The organism is Legionella sp. PATHC039, from assembly GCF_026191275.1.
Lineage (GTDB): Bacteria > Pseudomonadota > Gammaproteobacteria > Legionellales > Legionellaceae > Legionella > Legionella pneumophila.
On sequence record NZ_JAPHOP010000001.1, the window covers coordinates 227,080 to 253,597 of the forward strand.

Sequence of the window (26,518 nt, forward strand, 5' to 3'; positions counted from 1 at the left end):
TTGTGACCTCGGATTAATGTGAGAGTGTATTAGAAACAGAGCTGTAAACGTTCACGCCCCTTGCAAAGGGGCGTCTAAATTTTTCTGAGTTGCAACCCATTGGTGAAGGGCTTCGATGATAAATGCCAACACATCCTTTTTTTGTTGTATACAAGTAGTAACAACAGAAAAGATACGTTCAATAAAACGACTGCCTCGCTCAGATTGAGTTCCAAAAGTAAGTTTTTTAGAAATAACCAGAGGTCTGAGTTGACGCTCAGCGTGGTTATTTGTTGGAGGAACATTAGGTAGTTCAAAGAAGCTCCATAAGCTAGCAACAGACTCCCAAATATTAGTGCATGTTCTAGCAGTTGCTTTATGCGAACACCGAGCTCCTTCTCGTAAATGACGAAGTAATTTTGCTTTAAAATAACGAAACCTTTTTCTAGGTTTTTTAAACGAGAGCATGTTTGGGTCATACTCTGTTTTCCAGAACTTAAAAAGACGCTCATAAGCTTTAAGAAGCCTTTTTCCTATTTTTCCTGGCACTCCAGGGCGTTCGGATATTTTTTGAAAATCCCTTTTCAAATGAGCCCAACACACTTGACGATTCCTATCCGGCAAAAAATCATAAGCAGAATAACGATCTGTTACATAAATGTGGTTTCGAAAATCACCAATGAGTTCTTTAGCAATTTTCCTTCCTCGAGAACGCTCTAATTTGAAATAAGTCGCTTCCTGTGTGCTCATAATCCATGCCCAACCATTTTGGTAGCATTCTTTATGGCCTGTTTCATCTAAATGAATCACTGTTGCGTTTTGAACTTGGGCTTTAATTTCTTCATGAGCTTGCTCGAGTGATTGACTCACCGTGTGCTCAACATTCGATACACTTCCTAAGCAAATGGGCATTTGATAAACATCAGCAAACCAAGCATGAACCAAACGCTTACTCAGCCGGTATTTACTGGTCAATAAACTCACCATCGCTTGAGCTCTGGGACCAAATCCCTTACGACTCACGCCTTCAGGCAAATTGCCTTGATAGCGGCGTCGGCATGTTCTACAGCATCCAGTTTGAAGCTGGTATTCAATCACTTCATAACGGGGGGTAGGTAGTTCAAAAACTTGATGTCGTTCAAACTGACCTAAAACATCTAACTCTTTACCACAATCACAATGCCTTTGGGGTGGACAAATAATCACTGAATTGACTTTCTCTATAGGTACTAATATGCGTTGATGTCCTTTATGGCCGGGTTGACCCCCTCGGGAACGACCACTCTTGGCTTTACTGTGTTTTTTCTTCTTCAGGTCTCGTGAGGGGGGCAATGAGGAATTCTTTGAATTGGTATTCAACTGCTCTTTAAGACAAGCATTTTCTTCCTTGAGTAACCTGTTTTCTTCTTTTAGCTCAATGAGTATTTTTGCTAAATGGCCTATTGTTTCTAATGCTTCTTCTAGGTTCTTAGGCGTTAAATTGATTTGCGATAAATCAGTCATAAAATCAGTATCTTATCTTTTGACTCTTTATAGCAATTTTTGAGGGTAATAAAAACCCCTTGTCTTAAAAAATATCACTCTTTTATATAGTTACATGACAAGGAGCGTGAACGTTTACACAGAGCTCTATATGTATATTTTAAATTCATATAGATCTTTGATTATTCAATATGTTCATGTATAATATTTGCCTAAATTAATCTGAATGAATAGAAGTAAGGCGAAAATATGCAATCCAAATTCGAGAAGTATAATGAATTACCACCAGTACTTAAAATTGAAACTGCTCAAGGTTTATCAAACCGTGATTTAGTAAACTTAGCTCAGACATCAAAATATCATTTGAAATTGTTTAAGCCTATTATTGATGTTCCCAAATTATTGCATCATGTGACACGCGGGAAACATGATGTGGTTAAATCGATGTTAAAGCAGGACATAAGTTTAATTTTTAAGCGGGGCGTCGTTACGGATTGTTCTGGGCGAGAATTTGAGAACATCAGCGCTTTTGAATATGCGCTGTGGGCCCTGGATAAACATATGTGGGCAGCAATGATTGCGTGTATCCCACAGAATGAAGAGGGCAGAAAGGTATTCGAACGATTGATGGCTCAGTACAACAAAGTGAACACGGACGGAGTCACTTATAGGCTTAATGGAAAAACAATCACTGAAAAGCGTTTTGATTTCGAAAATACCATCATTAAAGAGCTGCAAACACAAGTAGATTCGATAAACGCGCCAGGAGCTAAAAATTGGGAGGTCATAGATAAGCAGTGGCGAGAAGGTGTTGGTGGTGCACAAAAAAGGCTACCTATGCATATTGTTGATGAATACTGCTCTAATGAGTCGTTTTATCCTGTGCCGGAGTTTACCTCGCAGCCAAAATCACCGAAACAATTTAATAATTGGACTACTGACAAGGATGAAAATTGGTTTAGTATTGATTCTAAGTTGTCGGTTGATTTTGCAATATATAAAGGGCTTTACTTCTGCCCTGGGCGGGATGCCGCCGGCGGACTGGGGCGCGGCATTACCGCCGAGCTCGATTTAGATGCCATGACGGCATTATGTAAAGTAAGAACAAACGATTTTATCGATCTCAAATCGCAACTTGAAAACCAGATGACGCCAGATAATCATCACCAAGTGTTTCAGCTTTGACTGAATTGACATCATGTCGATGAAGTAGCTCGGCGGCGTAAGCCGCCACATGCTCATCCCAGCATGAGTCCAAAAACCATAAAAGCAAGTCCTGGTATAACCAGTGTGCAGTTGTTCTCACCCACCACAGACACCATCGATGCAAGTAACTGATGATGCACCGGGGAGAAACCCCATCTTTGACCATCCATTTAACTTGCTCGCGCGCTTAGTACTTTGTTCTTGCATGAGGAACAATGTGTGTTTGCAAAAGAGGCTGCTTTTCGGGTTGCCAAATTGTCTCTACCCCCCCCCGGGTTTGGATTGGTTTTGTTCAACTTGCTCCGTGTTAGGAACGTTTACAACAGCCTGTGTCATTGTGGTGTTATCCAAAGGTTGCGTCTTTGGATATTGGATGCCTAAAAAATGGAAACCCTTATCAATTGACCGAATACGCGTTTTTTCCCGGACAAGCGCAGGCACCTTTCCTGTAATACCTGCATGAGACGCTGCTTACAGCGATTGAGACTGCGCATGCTTTGGCACAAGATAAGGATATCATCCTGATACCGAAAGTAAGCCACATCCATTTAAACTGGATGGTTCCATGCTGAATATGGAGGAGGCCATTCAATCCGCAGTCAATAAAGTGGGTAGTGTTACAACAGCAGAGGCACTATAGCGGTTTGATACAACTAGGGCACCTATTCAAATAGTTCATGTTAGGATGATGAGCAAGGGGAAAGTCCGAAAATGTTATTAGACACCTTAAAATATTGTGGATGTGGTGGGCTCAATTGCTCAAGCTATGGAAGTAGAGTGGATGTATGAAACACCTAAACTTGATGACATCGTTAGCACGGTATCTGTGAGTCTTGATGGCACTTGTGTGCTCATGGTCAATGAAGGGTGGCGAGAAGCCATGACAGGAACAATTATTTTGTACAACAACACAGGAGAACGGTTGTATACTATTTATTTAGGGGCAGCCCCAGAATATGGCAAGGTGAACTTTTTGGAGTGTCTTGAGAGAGAGGTTAAATTACAATACCCTAGTGCAACATACGTGGGTATTGCTCATGGTGCAAAAGTCAATTGGGATTTTTTAGAGCGTCATACACAATACCAAGCGCTTGATTTTTTTCATGTAACTGAATATCTTGCAGCTGCTCCTGATGCCATGAACCAATCGATACTTCACTGCGAAAAATTTGGTTCCATTGTGCATGTCACCGACTAAAACATGAGGTTTTCGAGATCATACCCATCGAGACAATAAAAATTTTGCGATAATTAATTAGGTGAATTAAATGAATCTTGGTATTTTGCTTTGTGATAAGGTAAGCGAGGTATTTGTTGCGGATCATGGTCAATACCCTGAGATGTTTGCCAATCTATTGCGCCCGGCGGATTCTACTCTTGAATTTATTGTATTTGATGCAGAGCATGGGGAGCTGCCAACAGATATCGATGCCGTAGACGCTTATTTGATATCAGGAAGTCGACATGGGGTGAATGATGATTATCCCTGGATAAGAAAGCTTGAAGAGTTTGTTCGTACTTTGCATGCTTCCCAAAAAAAATTAATTGGTATTTGCTTTGGGCATCAATTAATAGCGAAAGCCCTAGGTGGAAAAGTGATTAAATCTCCCAAGGGTTGGGGGGTAGGTATGTCACAAAATCAAATTTACCAATTCAAAGAATGGATGAGACCATCTCTAAATTGCTTCAACTTGCTAGTTAGCCATCAAGATCAGGTGATTGAGTTACCAACCGGTGCGGAGATATTGGCAGGGAGTGATTTTTGTCCAAATTATATGATGCAAATTGGTTCTTTCTTGAGTGTGCAGGGGCATCCTGAGTTTACTAAATCTTATTCTCGTGATTTGATGGTGTCTCGTGAGGACTCGGTCAATGAAATTGAATTTGCAAAAGGGATGAAATCTCTTGAGTTACATGAGGATGACACAATTATTGCCCAGTGGATAGTTAATTTTTTAAAGGCCTGATGAGCTCTTTTTAATTGATTATTATACCCCCTTAGAGTACAATATGTGAACATTAATTTTATTCACTGACCAGAACTATCGGGAGTATGTATGGCGAAGACAATTAAGGCTACTGGAGATGGCGCTTGTCTATTTAATGCAGTGTCAATCGGACTGAGTGTCGAGATCTTGAGCGGAAGAGTGGATTCGCAGCTGGATACACCCGGTTATCAGGCCTTGCTGGATGAATTTGCCAAACATCACCCGAAATTTAACCCCAAAAGCTGGAAAACTTTAAAAGAGTGGCTAGCCTATTACAACGATACCAGAGACATTGAGCTGATTTTGGCACCCGTATTATTTAATTTGAATCAGAAATATCAAGATCATCTGGATGAAGAAGTTCTAAATGAATTAACCAATCTTGTATGGAAAAATAAGGCCAATATTGAAAATGGCCAAGCCTGGTTTCAATTGCAAAACATAGGGGATTTGGGCGAGGCTCTTTTTCCCAAATTGGAAAATCTGGATTTGAACAAAGACAGGGCGCCTTTATTAGATAAATTACGAGAAATTCTTAAAGACTACAAACTTGAACTGACACGTGAAAATGTAAAACAATTTCTGACCGAAAAGGCTAAAGAATTATTGTCTGCTTTAAAGAAAAAGATCAGTTCAGATCCTCGTGCCTTTCAAAGGGGTTATAGCTGTGATGAGTTAAAGGGTATGACAGATGCCTTAGCGATCAGTCTGGTTGAGAATAGAGAAGAGGACATTACGGACAGCCGAATCAAAATCAGATTAGAGAACCGGGAAGAGCATTGGAATGTATTGTGTAATGAAGAAGATAGCGAGCGTTTTCTGGATTCGACACCCTCACGTTTGAAAATGACTTCCTTGGAGGCTTATAGAGGTGATAAACAAGTTAGTGCACCAACATCTGAGCAATTGGATTTGATCGAAGAGCCTGGCGGTTTCTTAAGAGAAAGAACTATTGATAACCCTGGCCTTGGCAATTGCGCTTTTTATGCCTTTGCGATAGGTTTGGTGAATATAATTCAGGAAGAGGCAAAGTATAATAGAAGAACCATGTTTGATCGATGGGTAGGTCTCGATAGGTCAATTTCAGATCAATACGATAAGATTTTGAAACTTAATCTTGAAGATCCCGATAAAGAATTACTGGACAGGTTGCAAAGCTCCTTAAGAATAGTGACCTATCAATATCAAATACGAGAATTAAGAAATGCCTGCGTATTCAGAAATGGAAATTATAATCGATTAACTGGAAACAGCAATTTTGTTAATTTTGCAGCCTTATATTATGGTGATCCTCAGGATACGGACTCCCGTTACAATCCTTTTGCCGATTCTGTTCCTATATTGATTAAAATGGCAGAGATCGATCGAGACAGTGTACATCCAGGGCATGAAAATGATGTTTTGGTTCCCCTCTTTTTGAATTTATTGTATGGCGAAACCACAAATCCAGCCAATATCACTCTGGACACAGAGCCAAGGAGTGAGTCACCTATCATTACCGCTATGAATAACATCACTCAGGATTTTTTCTGGGGAACTCATTTGGATTTAGATTATTTAGCCGAAGCGTTTGAGGTGAATCTTCATGTGCTAAGGAATGATAGTCCAATTCAAGAATTTTTCGATATTCCAGAACGACATACTCTTACTTTAACTAGTAGCAATAATACACATTGGACTACCCAAATTACAACGGAGAGAGCCACTACAGGAATGCTTCTAGCACGTAACACCCCTTTAAGTCGAGTTAAAAGAATGATGGATCAACCAACAGTTACCGAGGATCTTCTTGGAAAAGAATCAGCTCGAGACTTTATAGTACCCCCTTTTGATACACTAACTAATCCTCATAACAGGAAAGGAAATGAAACCAATAAACCAATCAGTAAAGGGTTTTTCCATGATAGACCGGTAGTTAGTGAAGAGCAGAGAAAACTGGAGCAATTAAAACGAATTGTTGCTAATGCTACGCTCACTTACACCACTTACAGTGAAAGCATCTGGTTTTGCTTTTTTCATTATCATGGTCAGACAGGCCGAGATCGGGCGAATAACTTCTGCAAAACATTTTCTAAAATAACAGATTATGGCCAAGCCAAAGAAGCTTTGGTTCATTATTTGAATGACAGCAGAAATGGAAATACACATCCACACTCCTATAGAACAATGTTACTGGATGAATTACAAGGGAATCATGACAATAAAAAAGATTTGCAATATTTGTCCAGGCATTTTACTTCTTCTTTAAATAAACTAGCATCTGTTTTAGAAGTGCAATTGTTTGCCAACAGATATGTTCCCCAGTAAGAGCGGGTGTAAAAGGCATCCTTAGAGCCATTTGCACCCGCATAAGTCCCTAGAGTATATTATTTTTTAATTGAGGACGTTGATTTTTTATTAATTAAAGCGATGATGGGCGGTAAAATTGAAATCGCTATGACCCCATAGATGACCAATGAGAAATTCTCTTTTATTAATCGGATTGAGCCTAAATAATATCCCAGGCTAAGAAGACTTCCAATCCAAAGTATGGCGCTGATCAGATTGAAAAGCGTGAAATGCAATGATCGCATCCTGCCAATACCCGCAATAAATGGAGCAAAGGTGCGTATTATGGGAATAAAACGCGCCAGTATTATTGTTTTGCCGCCATGCTTCTCATAAAAAGTATGGGTATCATGCAGATGCTTGGGATTCAGTAACCAGGAGCGCTTGGCGCTAAAGACACGAGGGCCTATTACACGTCCAACAAGGAAATTCACTTGATTCCCTAATATCGAAGCCATGAAAAGCAAAACAAACAACAGCATGATATTCATAGGGTTTCCTGGTTGAGCGGCGATACTTCCTGCAGCAAATAATAGGGAATCTCCCGGTAAGAAAGGTGTGACGATAAAGCCTGTCTCACAAAAGATGACAGCAAATAACGCAAGATAAGTCCAAAACCCATATGTTGATACAAAGGCATTTAAATAAACATCGATATGAAGAATGTAGTCAATCAGGTGCTGTATGTTTTGCATAGTGTCTCTTTGGATTAAATGTATGACGTAAATTCCATGTATTTATACTAACGTGAGTTATGGATAAAATCAGTTGTTATCTCAAACCGATCGGGCTGAGGGGCATTTATATGCCGTCTCGAAGCCTTGTAGGAGATTTAATCTTTCATACCAAGGCTTCGAGACGATGCTTATGCATCTCCTCAGCCTGAACGGCTCCCTGGGTATCGACTGGTTCTTATATAATATTTATTCATAACTCACGTTACTCTAAAGAAACAAAAGGATACCCATTTTGAAAATATAGAGTTTATAAAAAATTTTGATCTTTTTAACTTGACCTCGAAATTTATGCCCGGGAATGCTTACTTTTTCATCAGCCCAAAATATTATTGTTTTTATTATCTTTTAAAAAAACTTACTAAATTCTACACGACTTACATAAAATCCCCAATCTTCTTAAAAGGAAATGAAATTTTCTGGCAAATGTCGATTATTGGTTATACACTTTATATAATATTTGCGCTGAAGGATTAAGCAAATAATTAATCAATAAGAGGGGACGTTATGAAGAAATGGAATAGCTTTCTATTGTTAATTTATTTGTCTTTATTTATAGACCATGCCCATGCAATTACTTCTTTGTTGGCTAATAATTCTTTGTTGACTAATTTCACGCAATTGGTCAGGGCGGTTGAACGAGGTGATGACGTCAAGGCCATTATACGATTGGATCGATGCCAAATTACAGATCCCACACTGCAAACTCAATTAGTACAGAATTTGGATGGCGCTTCAACAAGATTCAATTTTACAGAGTATTTGCATTTTCGAACCAGAATTAATGATCAATTACGAGATACGGTAACTACTGTCTCAAACAAGATATTTGAGTATTCACCTGGCGTGTTTTTATCTGCTTCTGGCCGTTTAAATGTCTTCGAAGATAATACTGCTACTTTGCGTGTAAATTTCTATAACCCTGCTTTAGGCACAAGTTTGTTAATTATCGATTGGCTTTGTGATATAAGTAATGGCAATGATGAAAATGGATTGTTTTTATATAATAGTCCTTAAGGCCTAAAAGTATAAAATTTACCCCTTCCATTTTGCTAACTCCTTAATGATGGTTCATATTCACCTAGTCTTCCTTAGTAAACAGGCATCAAACGATCCTTAAGCAATCAATTCTGCAATTTTATTTTACAAAATCTCTTCAAATTGTTTTAATAATAGTTAAAATTGAAAAAATATATCAATATTGATCATATCTAGAATAATTTAAACTATTCATGTAATAATGATTTGTCTAGGGAAAGAATTTTTAGTGCTTCATGCTTTGCTTTTGAATAGTTGTTTATAGTAAATGACCTGGAGAATAAAAATGAATTTTCTTAAAAAATTATATGTACAAGTTCTTCTGGGTGTTTTCATTGGTATTTTACTTGGATATTTTATGCCTGATGTAGGGGTTCAATTAAAAGCCATAGCCGATGTTTTTATCAAAATCATTAAGATGTTAATTTCCCCTATTATATTTCTTACTCTGGTCTCCGGAATCGCAGCAATGAATGATATGAGGCAAGTTGGGCGCTTGGCAGGCGGGGCATTGCTTTTTTTTACGTTCATCACAACTCTGGCATTGCTGATAGGTCTTCTGGCGACAGATTATTTTAAGCCTGGTGTTGGTTTAAATGTGAATCCCAATTCTCTGGATGCCAAAGAAGCGAGTTCTTACCTTGATGGGGCACATAAGGTAACCAATGTGACTGATCTGCTGATTAATATTATCCCCAGAACTTTTATTAGCGCTTTTGTCGACGGTGAACTGCTGCAAGTTATTTTTATTTCAATATTGTTTGCGATTGGCCTGATTCTTACAGGCAATGCAGGAAAATCATTGGTTACTGGAATGCAAGTCCTGTCTAATGTCTTTTTTAAAATCGTTCATTTTGTAATGTATATGGCGCCTGTAGCTGCCTTTGCTGCCATGGCATTCAGTGTAGGAAAATTTGGAGTTGGCCCTTTGTTTAATTTAATTGGATTATTGGCTTGTTATTATCTAACCTCCATTTTCTTTATCTTGATTATCTTGGGAAGTCTTTTGCAATGGTACTGCAAAATTAATATCTGGCATTTGTTACGGTATTTAAAGGATGAGCTTTTAATCGTGTGGAGTACCGCTTCCTCCGAGACCGTATTACCAAGTTTGATGCAGAAGCTTGAACGATTGGGATGTGAGCAATCTGTAGTCGGCTTGATTCTGCCATTAGGATATTCTTTTAATTTGGCAGGAACCGCAATCTATTTAACGATGGCTGCCATGTTTATTGCACAGGCTACCAATACTGATCTAACAGTTTGGCAAGAGTTATCGCTGCTGGGAGTCATGATCATTAGTTCCAAGGGTGCCGCTGGGGTGTCCGGAAGCGGGTTTATTGTGTTGGCGAGCTCATTAGCAACGATAGGACACATTCCTGTTGCAGGCGTCGTTCTTGTTTTGGGTATCGATAAATTCATGAATGAAGCCAGGTCAATTATTAATATGATGGCTAATGCAATCGCCACGATTATTATTTCCAGGTGGCAACAATCTTTGGATTACCAGAAAACTCAATTTGAATTGCAAGAAAAAGGACAAGCAGAAACCAAAAGTGTTTATGCCAGTGAGATGTAAGATTTCTACAGGACTCACGAAAAACCCCAATCTCATCGTTAAAAAATGTATTTAATTCGGTCATTTAGTTTATCTAAACTCCCTCATTAAAAACATTTTTTGCCTCGACCTTGGAGTTTTTGGTAAGTCCCGTTCTATTGCGAAAGGGGTCATGTAACTCCTCAAAAAAATCAAGCTTATAGAAAAACCTGGATGTCCTTGTGTTGGGCATCCAGACCCCAATCAATTGTGTTTATATTTACCAATAATCCCTTCAAATTAATTTAGGCCAGCTTCAGTATAGGTTCTTCTGAGTTTTTCATTTTTTCTCTTTTAGCTCGTTTTGCCGAACTAAAAAATAAACTCGAAGTGTTGTAATCTGAAGCAAGTTTTAATTGATTAGGCAGATCATCCATCATGTATACGAGTGCTTCTTTTGCGTCAAGCTGTCTTATCCAATCTCTGGATAAAGTAGATTGCATTGCTTTGTTTTCAATCAGTTTAAATAATCGATAACAAGAAGAGTCAGTCTTTAACAAGAAACAATGGATTTTTGCGAACTCTGCAAGTTGTTGAAAGGATTTGAGTAGAAGGATTATTTGTTCAGTAGTCTCATTTGTCATTTTTAATTTATTGATTTCCTTTATGCTACAGATAATCCGAATTTGCGTTCTACAAACTTGCAAACTGATGTTGTATCGATAGCAATCAAGGAGATTTGTGGCCGTTAATGTTGTATTTGTTTGAGCGCTTTTTAAAAATTCGGTCGTATTGTTACAGTATTGAGCAAGAGTTTTGAGATAGTATTTTGTGCCTTGAGGGTTGATTTCCTGTTCTGCTTTTCCATAAGCAAATACCGTTGCGGACTGGGAGTCGTGTTCTTTAATAAATTTATTAATGAAGTAGCCAAGAATATCAATGAATCTGAAATTATTGGAGTTATAAGCCATATCAAGAGTGATGGCTTGAAAAATGTTATCCAATTCCGTATCAATTACCTCAAAATGATCGCTGTTTTTATAGATACAGGAGTTGGGGGCTTCCTTGTTTAGCAAAAACATTTGGTTTTCAAGATCATCAAAAATGATTTTGGTATCCTGATTAAAGTATTTTTGAATAAAAAGTCTAATCTTAAATTTGATTTCATTGCTGATTTCTTTGCTATCAGATTCGGAAATTGCTGCCAGCTGTTTTAACAACAGCATTCTGTAGAGAACGAATTCATCAGTGACACGCGCTGATTGTTGTAAGGGATCCAAGCCTAATCCAGGTTTGATTTTATGGCAAAGCGATAATAAAAAGGCATAGGAGTTATCAAGATAACGATTGATGTTTTCCGCTGTTAGAGGCTCCCCGGCATCTCTTCTGGCGATACCTAACATTTGTCGATACTCCGGGTCTCCTAAAAAAATACAAGTCGAAGTATATAAAGGCTCATATTTTTTAAACAGATTCAGAGCTGTATCGCAGAGATAATTATAGGGGTTATGCTTGGGTTTATCTGGCGCATTGATGGGGGTCAAACGTTTTATATGAGAAAAATCGGATTCATTACCTCCCAGGCCACCTTTCTCTCTGGAGTTAGAATAGAATTTCAATAACATAGGAGGGATGTAATTGAGTTCACAGACAATCTCAAGGACTTGCTCTTTCATTTTGGGGATTAATTCAAATTCTTCAATCACAGATTGATTTTTTTCATCCTGCAAATAAGTCATGGTATCGTGAATCCATTTAATCAATAACTTGGAGTTTTTCTTGTTAATCGAATGAATGAGTTCTTGAGTTTGTATCCTGCTTTGCGTAATTAATTCTTTGTATTCATCCCCCAAATCAATTTCGATGGCTATACTGTGCCTATACCGAGAAGCGTATTCTCTTAACCATCCAGATACTGAGCCTCTGGCTACCTTTTTACCAATTGTGACTAAATGAAAGTTCTGGTTGATTTTTTGAAAATCTCTTGCATTTTCAATAACCTCATTGGTTGTTTCCTTTTTTAATAAACTTTCTTTTTTCAAACGTAAAAACTCTCCATTTATCATGTCGATAGATTGCTGAATATGAGCTCTATTATCTGAAGAGCGTTGGTAAGTTAATACGCTGATTTTATTGATCAGGAGGTGCGTTGCTATGCAAGAGAGAGCAAAAACCAGGACAGCCAGAGCAGCTATCGCCCATAGAAAAGTACCGCCAGTCATAATAATCATAGTCACACCGACTATTGGAGCAATAATGACTCCTGCAAAGAGTGAAAAAATGATAGGGTATCTTGCGAGTATCCCTTTCTGATTCATTTTTTCCAGTAAAAAATCTCTTGCCAGAAGCACGAATTTCAACTGGATTTCCTGAGTAAAGGCCAAGCGAACCTGTTCAGACTCTGACATTTGATTGATCCACTTGACCAGAGGCGATTGATGTTCACTTTGAATTTCCACATCGTGGACTTGATAAAGAGATTTAAAACCTGAGTTAAAAATACGACTTAATTCACGTGCAAAATAGATTTCGATAGCCAAATGAACAGATTCGCCAGATTGGTTAGCAATCTTTGCTTTGGCAATGAATTCCTCTCTGGAATTGGGTTCGATTGGTGATTTGCTTATTTTCCCAAGCAGCAACATTTCTCTGAAATGAAATAATTTGATAATTTCTATGGAGATGCGCTCACATTCTTTTTTTATCAAATTGGATAATTCAGTTTGTTTTTCCAGGGTTTCATTAAATTCTTTTTGTACATTCTCTGGCGCCCCTAAAAATTCATTATTGAAGTAATCGAATAATAGATCGGTAATTGATTTGCCTAAAGCGAGAGAAAAGACCTCGGCGGCTACAAAATTGAATAAGATATTGTCATTGGAAGAATTGATATCAGAAAGAAAATTTCTTATGGATTCTGGAATAAGCAGTTTTGCTTTTTCAATGTAGTAGGAAGAACCTGCTGTTTCCTTTTCCAATGAAGATATTGTGCTTGGAGCTCGGCTTAGAGCGATAGTATCCAGATAGTGATTAGCTAACAGGCGCGTGTCTTCAATTTTTTCTATCCAGGAATATAATTTTTCAGGATGGTTTGATTGCTCAAAATATACCCCAAAACGGGTTATCATTTGGCTTTCAAGTCGCTTTTTATGGTTATGATGAATAGCCTTAATGACTGCAGTTTCTTTGTCGTTCAGTTCTAACATTCTTCGCTCCCTCGTAGAGTGATTAGATATGACTTTATGTAATAAGGGGTATGCAAAGAGACTATGTTTTCTGTTGCTTGTTTCTTGGCATTTCCCTGCCAAAATTCTTCAGAATCTTGATACATCACATCTGTTGTCCCGCATAAACACTCAGGGGAGTCCACAGAAAAATTGTTGGTAATTTTTCAGCATACCCTTGTAAAAAAGTAAAAGCAGTCATTACTGAAAGGGCAAGACAATCTTAATTATTATTTAAACGTACTATTGGCTGATTGGGTATCCCTGAAATAAGGATAATTCAGCATTAATGAGCCAGTTTTGTGCCATATAGCCTGTCTCCTGCGTCTCCTAAACCAGGAACAATGTATCCATGATCATTCAGCTGCTCATCTATGGCTGCGGTGAATATTGGGATATCAGGATGTTCTCCATGAAAATTGGAAATTCCTTCAGGCGAGGCCAGTAGACAAAGAAATTTAATTGACTTGGGATGTAATGCCTTGACCTCTTTAACCGCGGCAATGGCTGAATTTCCTGTCGCCAGCATGGGGTCAACAACAATAACGTCTCTGTCTTGTGTGTGTTCAGGTAGCTTGAAGTAGTATTCGACTGCTTCTAGCGTTTTGGGATCTCGATAGAGACCTATATGACCAATTCGGGCAGTAGGAACTAATTGTAACATGCCGTCCAGTAGACCATTACCCGCGCGTAATATCGAGACAAAAACAAGTTTTTTTCCTTTTAAAACAGGTGATTGCATGGTGGCCAAAGGAGTTTCTATTTCTTCGTATTCTATTTCCAAATCCCGAGTGACTTCATAGGCTAATAGCATACTGACTTCGTGCATGAGTGTACGAAATTTTACTGTGCTGGTTTCTTTTTTCCTCATTATGGTGAGTTTGTGCTGAATCAGAGGATGATTTATAACCTTAACTTGATTGAAGTCCATTATTATTCCTTATTAAAATATCGTGCCATCACTGATAATTTTTATTGGGGGTGTTCCATTAGTTCGTTTTTTTTGTGCAATCTGCCGCCCCGCTTCCCAAGTACCTCCTTGCAGTATTTTGGCTAAAGGAAGCGATTCTGCATTCATGTTGAGCTGTTGCCTGATTAATAGCGCTAACTCATCCAGCAAGGCTACGGTTAAAGCACGCCATTCTACTATGGGCTCTGAGCCAGGGTCTTGAGGTTGCTCTAGAATTTTATTATTTCTTACTTTTAATAGTTCGGTATCGATTAGTAAACCACCATTTCGATACTCAGGCAATCCGGTCAATACATCCAAATCAGTAACATCAATACCTGTTTGTTCCAGTGGTTCTACTAAAGAATAAGTGAGCCATTGCGATAATTTGTGAAAGGGTATGTATTCAGATCCGGCCTCATTGGTTTTCAATGCGCTGTGGATCCAGACATCGCCTAAAGATACTCCATGATAGATCAATCGCACAGGCCATATGTCATTGAATGCTTCTAACACGGCCTCGAATAATTTGGTAGTAGGCAGTATTTTGTTGTCTTGCAAGGATTCCACATAAGTATAAAACTCACCAAGACGTTTTCGGCGATTAAAACAGTGTTCCTTGCGATGAATGATTTCTCCAAGGCGATTAAGCAAGGATACTCGACCGGGTATTCCTTCAAGCAGATTGGTAGAGCTAACCTGAAAACCTTTTATGAGATCTGTTTCTTCAAAGTCAAGCAGACGTTCGGCATCCACGCGAAAAGGGTTTGTTGGGTCAGTGCTAAATGCTCCACTTTCATAGAGGTATAAACTGGCCAGGGCTAATCCTTCAGAGCGACTGTATTCCTTTTCAGTGAGAGCTTCTTTATAGCGCCATAGAGGGCCTGCCCCTGCATCGAGGAAAACACTGATGATAACCAGTTCGTAGAGTATTTTTCCCCATTCTGAGGAGGAAATAGGCTCCAGTTGTTTGCGTAAATTATGAATTCGGGGAAGGCCATCCATTTCAAAATGTCGCCAGCGGCTGTGATATGGAATACCAAGCTCAGGATAACGGCTGGTGATTATGTCTATGATATACGATGCCGTTGTTGTCATTCGTTCAGGGCTCAGGGAAAAGTGTTCTAGTCGATTCTGTTTTGCCAAGTTTAAAATACGATGCGACTGAGTTCGTATGGTGCGAGGATCACGAAGCGTATTCAAAACATTTTGTATTTGTTGCTCTTGATTATTCATGAAGAGCACGTCCTTTCGGTTTAGCCAATTCATTGATATCAATAATTCCTTCAGGTGAGTAATATCCTGCTGCACATTTGGCATCAATTTCTACCCGAGCATCTGGAGGAATCAACTCATCCGGTATTTTTACCCGTTCAATTACATTGATTCCAGATTTGAGCAAGGCATCGTATTTCATATTGGACATTGAAACGAAGCGATGAATTTTAGTGATCCCCAGCCAATGAAGAATATCGGACATTAATTCCTGGAAACGCATATCCTGAACACCAGCAACGCATTCTGTTCTTTCAAAGTACTTGGCTGCAGTGTCACCACCTTTCTGTCTTTTTCTGGCGTTATAAACCAGAAATTTAGTGACCTCCCCAAGTGCTCTTCCTTCCTTGCGATTATAAACGATAAGGCCTGCGCCTCCTTTTTGTGCGGATTCGATAGATAATTCGATTCCATGGACCAAATATGGCCTGCAGGTGCATATGTCAGAACCAAAGACATCGGAGCCATTACATTCATCATGGATACGGCAAGTTAATTCGATTTCCGGATTATGGATGGTAGTCACATCACCAAAGAAATAAGCAGTTAACCCCCCAATGGGTGGCAAAAAGACATCCAAGTCGCTACGGGTCACCAGTTCAGGGAACATTCCAGCTGTTTGTTCAAAAAGAGTGCGTCTGAGCAATGCTTCTGAAACCTGGAAGCGCTCCGCAATTCCAGGCAAGTACCATACTGGTTCAATCGCGGCCTTAGTCACCACGACATCTCCTGTTTCACTTAAAATCTTTCCATCAGGTTTTAATCTGCCTTTTTGCATGGCGATATGCAATTCCGGGATATTAATATGTGCCCTTGTGACGGCAATGGTTGGCCTAATGTCATAGCCGGCTTTTATTTCCTCTGAGAAAACAGAAGCCACTAGATGCCCCCAGGGATCGAGGGAGACAATTTTCCCTGCTTCACCCCATTGCTTATGAGGCCCTATGTCAACAGGAGGCAGGGTGTCGGTTAGATCAGGAACGTGTTCGGGATCCAGCAGACCAGCTGCTACTGCCAAGGCCCTGTAAACAGAGTAAGATCCTGAGTGAGTTCCAACTGCATTTCGATTTTTGATATTGGTGAGAGAAGCAATAACAGGTCCCCTCTCTTTAGGGTTTTTTTCACCCCATTTGATTTTTAATGGAGCTTGTGTATGGCTTGCCGGGTGTGAAGACAAGACAATGTGTCCTTTTGATTTTTTCTTTGAATCATCTGGTGACATGATACTTAATTCCTTTTGTTTCAACGGTGCTCAAATAAATCGGTTGTTTTATCTTTTATCCCTTTATAAGCAGGTGCGCACTATTGTTATAAATTGTCTAACCAATCATAAACCACAGCATTGGAATAAGAAACATTGCCTACCTGACAATGACTTCCAGCCCCTTCAAAATCACTAAATTCATATTGTGCAGAATTCGTTATTTTGCAAAACTCCGCGAATTGTTTTCCAGGCTCTCCTCCTTCGCCACTACCTAATAATGCAAGGCAAGGGATTTTAATATGATTTAATGAATTACCTACGGTGAACTCTCTTAAATAATTAAATGTTGCCTTAAAAGTAGGTTGCCCAAATCTTCTGATTAAATGTTCTGTTTGAGCTTTGAGTTGAGGGGGCATCACTTCATTGGGTATAGAAGGTAAGTCATTGATGCTAAAATCTTCAGAATCAGGCATTTCACAAGGGTCCATTTTTACAAAGGAACACATATAGGCATGTAAATCCAGAATAGGCGAGTTGGCAATTAAAACCTTGATTCTTGGTTCATGGCTCGCGGCACGAGTTGCAAAATAGCCGCCAAAACTAATGCCCATCAATGTCAATTTGCCCATATTGATCTCTTGCCTGAACTCAAAATAATTAATGATTCTTTTAACCACTTGCTCAAAATCAGGCTCAAAATAAGTGTCCGGATATTTTCGAAAGACATCCATTTGGCCGGGGCCTGCGAAATGAATCACATTATACCCACGTTCTACCGCAGCCAAACCACGCATGAGGAACTCTTCTTCCAAAGTTCCATCAAAGCCACTGACTATCATGACGGTATCTCGTTTTTCTCCATCATTGGCAGGGGAGATAAAATAGCATGGGAGATTGATGTTTTTATAAGGAATGGAATGATTTTCAAAATGGATATCCATACTCGAGATGGCTGTGCAAAAGCAATCTGCTGAATTCAATCCTAATTTTCTGTGATGTTCTGAGGAAGGGGGAGAGTAATATTCAGCGGCACGAAATGAATTGGAGGCTTTGAACAATTGCTCTCGACCGCTTATGACGTGGTTTTTTACCATGCGTTCCAAGCCGTCTTTTTTTTGCCACTCGGCTAACCGTTCAAACTGTCTGACCCATTCTTCAGGGTCTTCATTTTTCATGGTGTTTGCAATATTTAAACATTCACCGACTGATGATGCTTTATAGTTGCTGGATCCCAGTTGTCGTATTAATTGAAAATCCATTTCTGAATCAGTAAAACCCTTCACCCGAATATCGCCACGACTGATATCACTCATTTTACTTCTCCGTTATTTCCGTTTTTACAGAGTGTTATGAGCTTAATAGTAACGGTACAAGCCAAGAACATCAATCTTAAATACAAAATCCTTAAATCATGATAATGCCTAAAATACGGTATTAAATTTAAAAACCAAATGATGTTATGATCGCTCAATCCATTGATTTGCTGATTTGTATTTTTTAAATGCGCAAACGTACGAATCAGAATAAACACAGTCTGACATTATCAGGCTAGAGGCCCGCTGTTGAAATGTTTTGATTTTGATCTTTTTCAACTTTTTCTTTTGAATCCATAGATTCAGTGAGCTTTTCCAGTGCATGCTCTCTTTTTTCCGGATTTGGCAATTTATTATGAAGTTGTTTTAAAAGATGAATATTCGGTTTATCTATCTTTGTTTGGCTTAATTCAGTTTGAGTAAAGTCGATCAGAGATAGATTGAATTCCTTAATCAGCGAGTCAGGAACTGGTAAACAAAAATCAGAAGCTAAAATGGTTTTAATTTCTTCAGCAAACGATATTAATTGAAGGTAACATTTTTTTTCTTGTGAGTAGTATGAGGCTTTTGCATAGTCTGATTTTGTAGTCTTGATAAGCTTATCAATGACTCTATCAAATTGGTTTTTTATTATTTCTAGCTGTGATTCTGAATAATGGCTTTCAGGAGCTAGAGATTGCAGGTTATTCATCACCCTAAGCCAATGTGATAATCGAACGTAATCGTAGTTCACGTCATTGTAATGAATTTTTTCCAATAATGATTTGAATACATCCAAATTTTCATCATCAAAAACAATTCCGGCATTCCTAAATGTCTCGAGCATGGAATGAATCTCGGAATAGATTGCCTTGTCGTAATCATTCAACCATCTGAAAATATAAGGTTTTACTTCTTCTCCTACCAATTTGGCAATAGCGCAATAATAACTCCACTCTAGAGGTTTCCTCTCATGGAGGGTCTCATTCGCTTTGTCTAAGACAGGTTTAAAGTATTGTTTTAATCGGGTATCTGGAACGCCTGCATTTTGGAGTGTCTTAAGTAGCATGTAGCTGTTGTATAAATCCAACCTTTCATTTGTGTAGCTAGCGATCAGCTTAGAAACTATATTCAATAAGATTGATTCAATGTTATCCCTTATGTGATTGTCCTTATCGATTAAAGTCATTATATTGTTTAGGTTAATCATCTGGTATAATCTTGATTGCAAATCATAGGTGTTCTCTGTGATGAAAGCACTTTGATCATTAATAACTTGTATTGCCAATTCATTCACTTTGTTGCGCAAGAATTGTATTTCTCCCTCTAAACCTAATTGCTGACATAGAATAAAGGCTTGTAAAAATTGATTTTTACACAAAAACTCCCTTTCCTTATTGTTGCAATGTTGGATATCAAGCGTCGTTGTTTTTTCTTTTAATGACGTCAGAGCAATATCTGATAATTTGTAAGAAATGACTCCATCTGGAGAGTATATAAAGCGCAACAGATCATCTTTTATTTTATCAGAGCACAATTCTCTCAAACGAGGGCTATATTCTAGTGCTAAAAATGCTTCTTCTGAAAATGGAGATAATTGATTGTCTTGAAGTCTTTTGAAAACAGTCTCTTCATATTCTGCTATTATTTTTTCTTTAGCTTCTGCTATGGCATCAGTAATTTTCTCCCTTAATTCAACGTTGTAGCTTAAATCAGCTGGTTGATTCACTTTTGCCAATCTATTTCCTTTTGTTTTGTACATGCTTAAAACTTTTATGTCTTCGATACTCATGTCATAAACAAGTTCATCGTAAAAATCATAACTATTATCTTTACCCATATGGGACAGTGCATTTCTCATGAAATCAGAACACATCTCTACCCACATGTGAAAAATGTTCTCATCTGTAAATTTGTCTGTATCATAAGGTGTTAACTTATTTTTTAAGCCGGAATATTCGTAAATTGGTAAAAATTGGTTAGGGCCAAAGCGTTCGAGGAATAGTGTTTCACCCCTCTCTTGTCCATAGCGTTCATAATAAGCTTTACGCGTCTCCTCATATTGTTTTGCATATTGCTTCTGTAAATAAATTGCTTGCAAAAGGGGGGATAGGGGATGGGCTGGATAAAAATCATTATAGGCAATTTCATTTCCTATGGTTGGGTCATTAGTAAAGAAAATGGCATCGTATTTGTTAATGTCATATAAAAGTTCAACGTAATTTGAGCCAAGTTGCGTTTTCTTGCCGAATAAGCCCAGTTTCATTTTACGGCGAAGATCATGAAGTTCCTTTTCCAGAATTTGACGAGACTCTTTGTATTCTTTTTCTTGTAAATGGGCCAGATGGTTTTTTTGACCTCGCCCACTATCAAAATCCTCTGCTGAAATTCTCTGAATTTGGCCTATGTCTGGATTGAAGATCAACATGCCTGCTGCTGGATAGACCCCACTGCCATAACCGAGTATGGAGGTTGAGCGCAGAGGGTTTTTGTATTTGAGATTGGGTGCTTCTTTTCTGCTTTTGATGTTAATATTTTCAGAGCGCATGGATTTTCGCATTTCTCTTTCGGCCAACGTTTCATCTGTTTGAGTTGGTTTATTGGGCCTCGGTGTAGGCATGGCACTTGGTGTAGTAATGCCACGGGCCAGAACTCTCCCTTCTCTCAATGCCGCAGCCAGATTTTCTCCGGCCATTCCTGCTGTTTCATCGAAAGGAGTAAGATTAACCAAGGTAATAGCCTGCAATTTTTCTACGGATAACAGTTTGTCATGTAAAGTGCTTAGAATAGGGTAAGCTTCTGACCGCATATCTCTGATTATGCGGATATGAGCTTCCTCATTTTCATAACCTGTTTTGATTTCTTCTTTTTTACTGATGTGTGAATCGCCCTGCGTATGGATAAGGCCTCTGGCTTCGATGATAAGTTCGGCTATTTCTTCTAAAGCGACATTGTCTTTACTGGCTATATCCTTATAAAAATCAAGATAGGTGGCATCATATTGATTTCTTGCCCTGATGATATCAAGGCAATCGCAATCATGAATTATTTTTTGATAGATATTTTTTGCAGGAAACTGTCCTTCTTCATACTTCGAAAACTGCCAGATTAATTCACCATATTCGTTCTCAAGGAGCTGAAAATAGCCATTCTCGGGACTCGGATCCTTGTTGGCGGTTGCCTCAGCTACAAATCTTGCTGTTTCTGCATCAATATGTAAAATGCGTGTCAGATAATAGTATAAAAAGATAGCACTTTCATGATCCCATAAATCTTCATCATCTCCTTCTCGGGCCGAATCATGGAATAGCAAAGCGATTTGAATGAGTTTTATGTCTGTTTCTGTTAAATTTTGGGCTTCCTCGTTACCATGTCTTCTGTATAAATTGGCAAATACAGGTGCATAGCTCGCTGCCCGGGTAACATGCTGTATGCCGTGATGAAATCTTGCTATAGCGGATTCCTGATGCGAGTTAGGATAAGAATAACTATAAATATTGTCATAAGCCCATCTCACATGATCGCCCAGATTATTTTCAAGATTTAAATTATTCGTTTCTAAAGAGTCAAAAATTGTATATGGTATTCCTTTTGAATCGAGTAGTTGATAAATATAGAGAGGTTGCCAAACTTGTTCATCTTCGTAAGGTTCTCCATTTCCAGTGAGAATTTCTATTGGAGATGGTTCTACAATAGTGCTTTCTCTCATTGAGTAATCAATGGAGCCCTCATTAAACATCACGTAATTAAACAATTCGCGAGTTTTTCCATTTTTTGATAATTCGTTAAATCTCTCTCCTAATATCCCGAAAATTTCTAGACGAGTTGTGGCTGTTTCTCCCTCCTGCTGATAATCTGAATTTTCTTTTAAAGCATTTAATTTTTCGATTATATTTTCTATAATATGTATATTTTTTTGCGTCACTTTCGGTTGAAAAAAAGGATGTTTGTCAATACGCAACCCAATGCCTAAATACTTGGCAAGTTTGTTATCCTGTCCCCAGCTTTCCCTGCTCTGTTTTAAACTCTGCAAAGTCAGAATCAAGGAATCTATTGTATTATTTCCCTCATATTTATGGCGTTCATAAAGCTCAATATATTCGTTCATTTTCATCATACCAGAATGCCATTTAAGAATAAAATTATAGCAGTTAATTTAATTATCGCTCAAAAATACGACCATAAAGTCATTTAAAAGTTATTTAAGGAGTATTCCTGTCAACTAAAGTCTACTGCAATTAAATTTACCCGATTGAGTTGAGAGAACATCTTGGTTAATATGTCATTTAGTTATTTTTAATATCAAATCAAAAAGACTCTAAAACTATGTTTACTGTAATCGTTTGCTTGTTTATCGCTGTACTACTGCCTTATCTGGCAAAAGTTCCCGTAGCTTATGCCATGCATAAAGCGGGTGGCTATGATAATTGTTATCCCAGAGAGCAACAAGCTCGCTTGCAAGGGTTTGGCGCAAGAGCTCTGGCAGCGCATCAAAATGCTTTTGAGTCTTTACTGATATTTGCAATAGCTTCATTAACTGCATTGGCGACTAATTCAGTCACTTTAATGACCCAATATTTCGCTATCGCCTATATTATTTCCCGGCTTTTTTATCATTTGTTTTATTTACTGAATTGGTCTTCCCTGCGCTCCACTGTATGGTTTTTGGGTGTAATATGCTGTCTTTCTATTTTATCGCTTAGTATTCCTTAAATTTTAGAAAGGCATATCTTTATTCAAAAAACTCACCAAGTGATGATTAAAAGTGCAAAAACACATCAATTTATCATCTAATTGGTTATAGACACTTACTCTTTGTCTTTGACTTTGATATCTTAAAAAAGAAGTTCCAGATTTTTTACAAGGATGTGAATATGTCTGACTTACAACAATTGCCTAAGACTATCCTGAGATTTTCCTGGCATTTTATAAAAAAAAGTCCCTGGCTTTATGCTTTATTTTTCATAGCACCAGTGGTGATGGTGCTTGAAACGAATGTGATTCCCTATGCTTTAAAAATGATTATTGATGGGATAACAAACCATAAAGGGGGGAAAGAAAGCATATTTCAAGACATCGCACCAGCTTTGTATTTGGGTGGAGTTGCCTGGTTTGGCGTGATTCTGGTGTTGCGCTTGCATAATTGGTGGCAAGCCTACCTTGTTCCTCAATTTCAAGCCAATATCCGCATGACCCTATTCGGTTATTTAATCCAGCATTCCCATCATTTTTTTTCTAATCAATTAGCGGGAAACCTGGCTAATAAGATAAGTGATATACCTCGAGCATTGGAAGCCATTCGTAAAATCGTATCTTGTAATGTAAACACTACTTTTGCGGCAATTGTAGTTTCAATCGTTCTAATGTTAACCATTAATCCCTGGTTTGCATTCATTTTGTTAAGCTGGATCATAATCCAATTATTTATCAGTTTTTATTCAGCTAAAGAGATCAATAAGCTTGCCAGGGTGAATGCGGAAGATAAAAGTATTTTAAAAGGAAAGATCGTTGATTCTTTGAATAATATCAATACCGTGAAATTATTTGTCCAAAATGAGTATGAAAAAAAATACGTTTGGAAAACACAAGATAAAGAGGTTCAAAGTAATAAGCGCCTGGTTCTTTTCATCAATTTTTTTCGTCTTTTAGTCGATGTTCCTGTCAGTATTATGTTAATTGCCATGATTTATTCAGTCATCAGTTTCTGGCAAAGAAACTTAATCAGCACAGGTGACGTGGTCTTTATATTTGCAACATCATTTGCCATTATGAATCAAATGTGGAGTCTCAGTAATTCGCTTTGTGATTTGTTTGTCGAAATAGGGATAGTCAAGCAAGCGCTTGCCATATTATCCCAACCTATAGAAGTTCAAGATATAGCCAATGCAAAAGAGTTAAAAGTCACTCATGGTGAAATCAGGTTTGAAAATGTGACTTTTCGCCATAGAGATGGTCAGGAATTATTTACTAATGAATCGTTGGTCATCCCGGCTAAACAAAAAGTTGGGCTTGTAGGCTATTCCGGGGGAGGCAAAACAACTTTTATCAATCTAATTCTCCGTTATTTTGATGTGGATAGCGGCAGAATATTGATTGATAATCAAGATATTAGCGAGATCACGCAATACTCTTTAAGAAAATCAATCAGTATGATTCCTCAGGATACGAATCTATTCCATCGTACTTTATTAGAAAATATTCAATATGGTAAAGAGGATGCTGGCAGGGATGAAGTAGTAACAGCAGCTTCTTTAGCAAATTGCATGGACTTTATTCAGAACTTGCCTCTGGGTTTTAATACTATAGTAGGGGAAAGGGGTACTAAGTTGTCAGGGGGGCAAAGACAAAGAATCGCTATAGCAAGAGCGTTTTTGCATCATACTCCTATATTGATTTTAGATGAAGCCACTTCACAACTGGATTCTTTAACTGAAGAATGCATTCAAGAATCCTTGCAACCATTATGCGAGGGCAAAACAACTATTATTGTAGCGCATCGACTTTCAACCCTTCTTAATATGGATAGAATCCTGGTTTTTGATAAAGGAACAATAGTAGAAGATGGCACACATCAAGAGTTGATAGAAAACAATGGATTGTATAAATCCATGTGGGACGCGCAAACCTCAGGTTTCTTGCCTGTGGAACAAGAAGATGAGGCGACTGATCACACTAAAGAATTTGATCGCCCCTATTTGGCACAAGTGTAATTTTATATATAGAACTGATGTTGATTCATGAGATTAAGTTTCTCCACACGCTTTGGTTTTATTGCCATATCGCGCCATTGATTGGAAGCTGACAGGCATTTGTAAACTCGATTTCTCAAAATATTCGTATGTTGTAGTAAAATACTGACTCTGTCTTTTAGGTTATTTTTCATGCATTAGGCCACTGTTGCTTTTGTCGAGCCAATTATAGCAATAAAATCATAAGCGATAAGAAGAAGTGCACCTTATGTAACCAAAAAGCATAAATACCCAATAGGCCAATTTTGAGAAAACAAAGCATCTCTAATGTGCAAAAAGTTAATCCTTATCGCATAAAAGGTTCTTTTATTGGAAAGAAGATGCGGTTCTTTTATAAGGAAAAGTAGTGCATAAGGCATAATTGATGACATAAAACAAAACACTGCAAGCGAGCGACGATAGCAGAGTGTTTTTAAATAGCAATAATATTAAAAGTATCAATGTTGCGCGCGATATTTCTAAATAAAGGGTATTGCTATGGCCATCTGCAATTCGGCCAAGGGTATAAAGTGTCAATAAAATTAATGCATCAATCAACCAGGATGTGACCGTGGCGGGATCAAAAACAAGAGAGAGATAAGTATATAATAACACTGCAAATGCAGTATTGGTTAACATATAAATCCCAGGTGAGGTCGTATTTTTTTTAATCGTTGTTTTTTTTGAGGCAGGGGATTTTTCTTGTTGCAAGCGATGAATGAGCCATTCTGGCGGCATAAAGAACGCGCGTAACACATCCCATTTATTTTTTAGCCCTTTCCCATAATACAAGATATCTTTAACCACTTTGATGTTGGCGTAAAAAGGGTTCCATGAATCCAGGGGTTCGGTGACTCCATAATCAGCTGGCGCTTCTTCTGGTTCAAAAGTGCCGAACAGTTTATCCCAGATAATCAGGCTTCCCGCATAATTTTTATCTATGTATTGAGGGTTTTTGCCATGATGAACTCTGTGATGAGACGGAGTATTAAATATTTTTTCAAACCAACCCATTTTCCGAATGGATTCAGTATGAATCCAGAATTGATAGATGGTATTGACAGAAGCGACAATGACAAACATCCAGGTTGGAAAACCAATCAGAGCCAAGGGCAAATAAAACACCCAGGAAGTTAATGTCTGGAAATAGCCCTGTCTTAAGGCAACAGATAAGTTAAAGTGCTCACTTTGGTGATGGACCGAATGACCTATCCAGAAGAAACTGTTTCTGTGGCTTACTCTGTGGTACCAGTAATAGAAAAAATCAACCCCGATCCATAAAAGTAACCAGGAAAAAATCGATTGAGTATTCACATTAAAAATAGCGTAATGCTCATATAAATAATAGTAACTATAAATAATCAGGCCCTTGATGGGGAGTGCGCCAATTTCTTCAAGGATGCCGCTGCTGAAATTGTTGACCGAATCATTCAGTTGATAGACACCGGATTTTTTATAATAGGCTACCCAAATTTCAATTCCTATGAGGATCAAAAAAAGAGGTGAGGCAAAAACCATTAAATTTATATCCATAAATATCCTTTGAACAGTGAT

Annotated in this window: 16 protein-coding genes and 1 pseudogene; 8 read left to right on the top strand and 9 right to left on the bottom strand. The window is 38.2% G+C overall.

Annotation, left to right across the window (positions count from 1 at the left end; all coding sequences use genetic code 11):
* Nucleotides 1-51: 51 nt before the first annotated feature.
* Nucleotides 52-1,482 carry an IS66 family transposase gene (tnpC, locus tag OQI99_RS01135; RefSeq protein ID WP_265731112.1) on the bottom strand — a complete coding sequence of 477 codons (1,431 nt, stop codon included), beginning with the start codon at nucleotides 1,480-1,482 and terminating at the stop codon, nucleotides 52-54.
* A 228-nt stretch (nucleotides 1,483-1,710) separates the two neighbouring features.
* Between tnpC and OQI99_RS01140 the strand changes: the two genes are divergently transcribed.
* The 4 genes and pseudogenes from OQI99_RS01140 to OQI99_RS01155 all read left to right on the top strand — a co-directional run bounded on the left by OQI99_RS01140 (nucleotide 1,711) and on the right by OQI99_RS01155 (nucleotide 6,962).
* A complete protein-coding gene (locus OQI99_RS01140; protein WP_265731113.1) occupies nucleotides 1,711-2,646 on the top strand; it encodes an F-box protein in 936 nt (311 codons plus the stop codon).
* Nucleotides 2,647-3,220: 574 nt separating this feature from the next.
* Nucleotides 3,221-3,876 (top strand): annotated as a pseudogene (locus OQI99_RS01145) (hypothetical protein); the annotation flags it as partial.
* Nucleotides 3,877-3,935: 59 nt separating this feature from the next.
* Complete coding sequence (locus OQI99_RS01150; protein ID WP_265731114.1) at nucleotides 3,936-4,634, top strand: glutamine amidotransferase-related protein; 699 nt, start codon at nucleotides 3,936-3,938, stop codon at nucleotides 4,632-4,634.
* A 90-nt stretch (nucleotides 4,635-4,724) separates the two neighbouring features.
* Nucleotides 4,725-6,962 (top strand): hypothetical protein, encoded by a 2,238-nt coding sequence (locus OQI99_RS01155; protein WP_265731115.1) that lies wholly within the window; start codon nucleotides 4,725-4,727, stop codon nucleotides 6,960-6,962.
* 59 nt (nucleotides 6,963-7,021) lie between these two features.
* Here the strand turns inward: OQI99_RS01155 and OQI99_RS01160 are convergent, their stop codons facing one another.
* Entirely contained in the window at nucleotides 7,022-7,678 is a 657-nt protein-coding gene (locus OQI99_RS01160; protein WP_265731116.1) for a DedA family protein, read from the bottom strand.
* Nucleotides 7,679-8,224: 546 nt separating this feature from the next.
* On the opposite strand from OQI99_RS01160, the gene OQI99_RS01165 reads away from it, so the two are divergent.
* Both OQI99_RS01165 and dctA read left to right on the top strand, forming a co-directional pair.
* Nucleotides 8,225-8,734, top strand: a complete 510-nt coding sequence (locus OQI99_RS01165) for a hypothetical protein (RefSeq protein WP_265731117.1) — start codon at nucleotides 8,225-8,227, stop codon at nucleotides 8,732-8,734.
* A gap of 307 nt (nucleotides 8,735-9,041) precedes the next feature.
* Complete coding sequence (dctA, locus tag OQI99_RS01170; protein WP_265731118.1) at nucleotides 9,042-10,334, top strand: C4-dicarboxylate transporter DctA; 1,293 nt, start codon at nucleotides 9,042-9,044, stop codon at nucleotides 10,332-10,334.
* 263 nt (nucleotides 10,335-10,597) lie between these two features.
* Here the strand turns inward: dctA and OQI99_RS01175 are convergent, their stop codons facing one another.
* The 6 genes from OQI99_RS01175 to OQI99_RS01200 all read right to left on the bottom strand — a co-directional run bounded on the left by OQI99_RS01175 (nucleotide 10,598) and on the right by OQI99_RS01200 (nucleotide 22,350).
* Nucleotides 10,598-13,498: a hypothetical protein gene (locus tag OQI99_RS01175; RefSeq protein ID WP_265731119.1), complete on the bottom strand. Its 2,901-nt coding sequence runs from the start codon at nucleotides 13,496-13,498 to the stop codon at nucleotides 10,598-10,600.
* 304 nt (nucleotides 13,499-13,802) lie between these two features.
* Entirely contained in the window at nucleotides 13,803-14,447 is a 645-nt protein-coding gene (gene upp / locus OQI99_RS01180) for a uracil phosphoribosyltransferase (protein ID WP_265731120.1), read from the bottom strand.
* Nucleotides 14,448-14,459: 12 nt separating this feature from the next.
* Nucleotides 14,460-15,701 (bottom strand): URC4/urg3 family protein, encoded by a 1,242-nt coding sequence (locus tag OQI99_RS01185; protein ID WP_265731121.1) that lies wholly within the window; start codon nucleotides 15,699-15,701, stop codon nucleotides 14,460-14,462.
* Nucleotides 15,694-16,962 carry a GTP cyclohydrolase II gene (locus OQI99_RS01190; RefSeq protein ID WP_265731122.1) on the bottom strand — a complete coding sequence of 423 codons (1,269 nt, stop codon included), beginning with the start codon at nucleotides 16,960-16,962 and terminating at the stop codon, nucleotides 15,694-15,696. The genes OQI99_RS01185 and OQI99_RS01190 overlap by 8 nt, the downstream gene beginning before the upstream one ends.
* 86 nt (nucleotides 16,963-17,048) lie before the next feature.
* Nucleotides 17,049-18,257, bottom strand: a complete 1,209-nt coding sequence (locus OQI99_RS01195) for an alpha/beta hydrolase family protein (protein WP_265731123.1) — start codon at nucleotides 18,255-18,257, stop codon at nucleotides 17,049-17,051.
* A 235-nt stretch (nucleotides 18,258-18,492) separates the two neighbouring features.
* Nucleotides 18,493-22,350: a SidE phosphodiesterase domain-containing protein gene (locus OQI99_RS01200; RefSeq protein WP_265732335.1), complete on the bottom strand. Its 3,858-nt coding sequence runs from the start codon at nucleotides 22,348-22,350 to the stop codon at nucleotides 18,493-18,495.
* A gap of 212 nt (nucleotides 22,351-22,562) precedes the next feature.
* On the opposite strand from OQI99_RS01200, the gene OQI99_RS01205 reads away from it, so the two are divergent.
* Together OQI99_RS01205 and OQI99_RS01210 are read left to right on the top strand one after the other, a co-directional pair.
* On the top strand, nucleotides 22,563-22,949 hold the full coding sequence (locus OQI99_RS01205; RefSeq protein ID WP_265731124.1) for an MAPEG family protein: 387 nt from the start codon (nucleotides 22,563-22,565) through the stop codon (nucleotides 22,947-22,949).
* A 161-nt stretch (nucleotides 22,950-23,110) separates the two neighbouring features.
* Nucleotides 23,111-24,946 carry an ABC transporter ATP-binding protein gene (locus tag OQI99_RS01210; RefSeq protein ID WP_265731125.1) on the top strand — a complete coding sequence of 612 codons (1,836 nt, stop codon included), beginning with the start codon at nucleotides 23,111-23,113 and terminating at the stop codon, nucleotides 24,944-24,946.
* Between the two features lie 345 nt (nucleotides 24,947-25,291).
* On the opposite strand, the gene OQI99_RS01215 is transcribed toward OQI99_RS01210, so the two are convergent.
* Complete coding sequence (locus OQI99_RS01215) at nucleotides 25,292-26,497, bottom strand: sterol desaturase family protein (RefSeq protein WP_265731126.1); 1,206 nt, start codon at nucleotides 26,495-26,497, stop codon at nucleotides 25,292-25,294.
* Nucleotides 26,498-26,518: the final 21 nt, after the last annotated feature.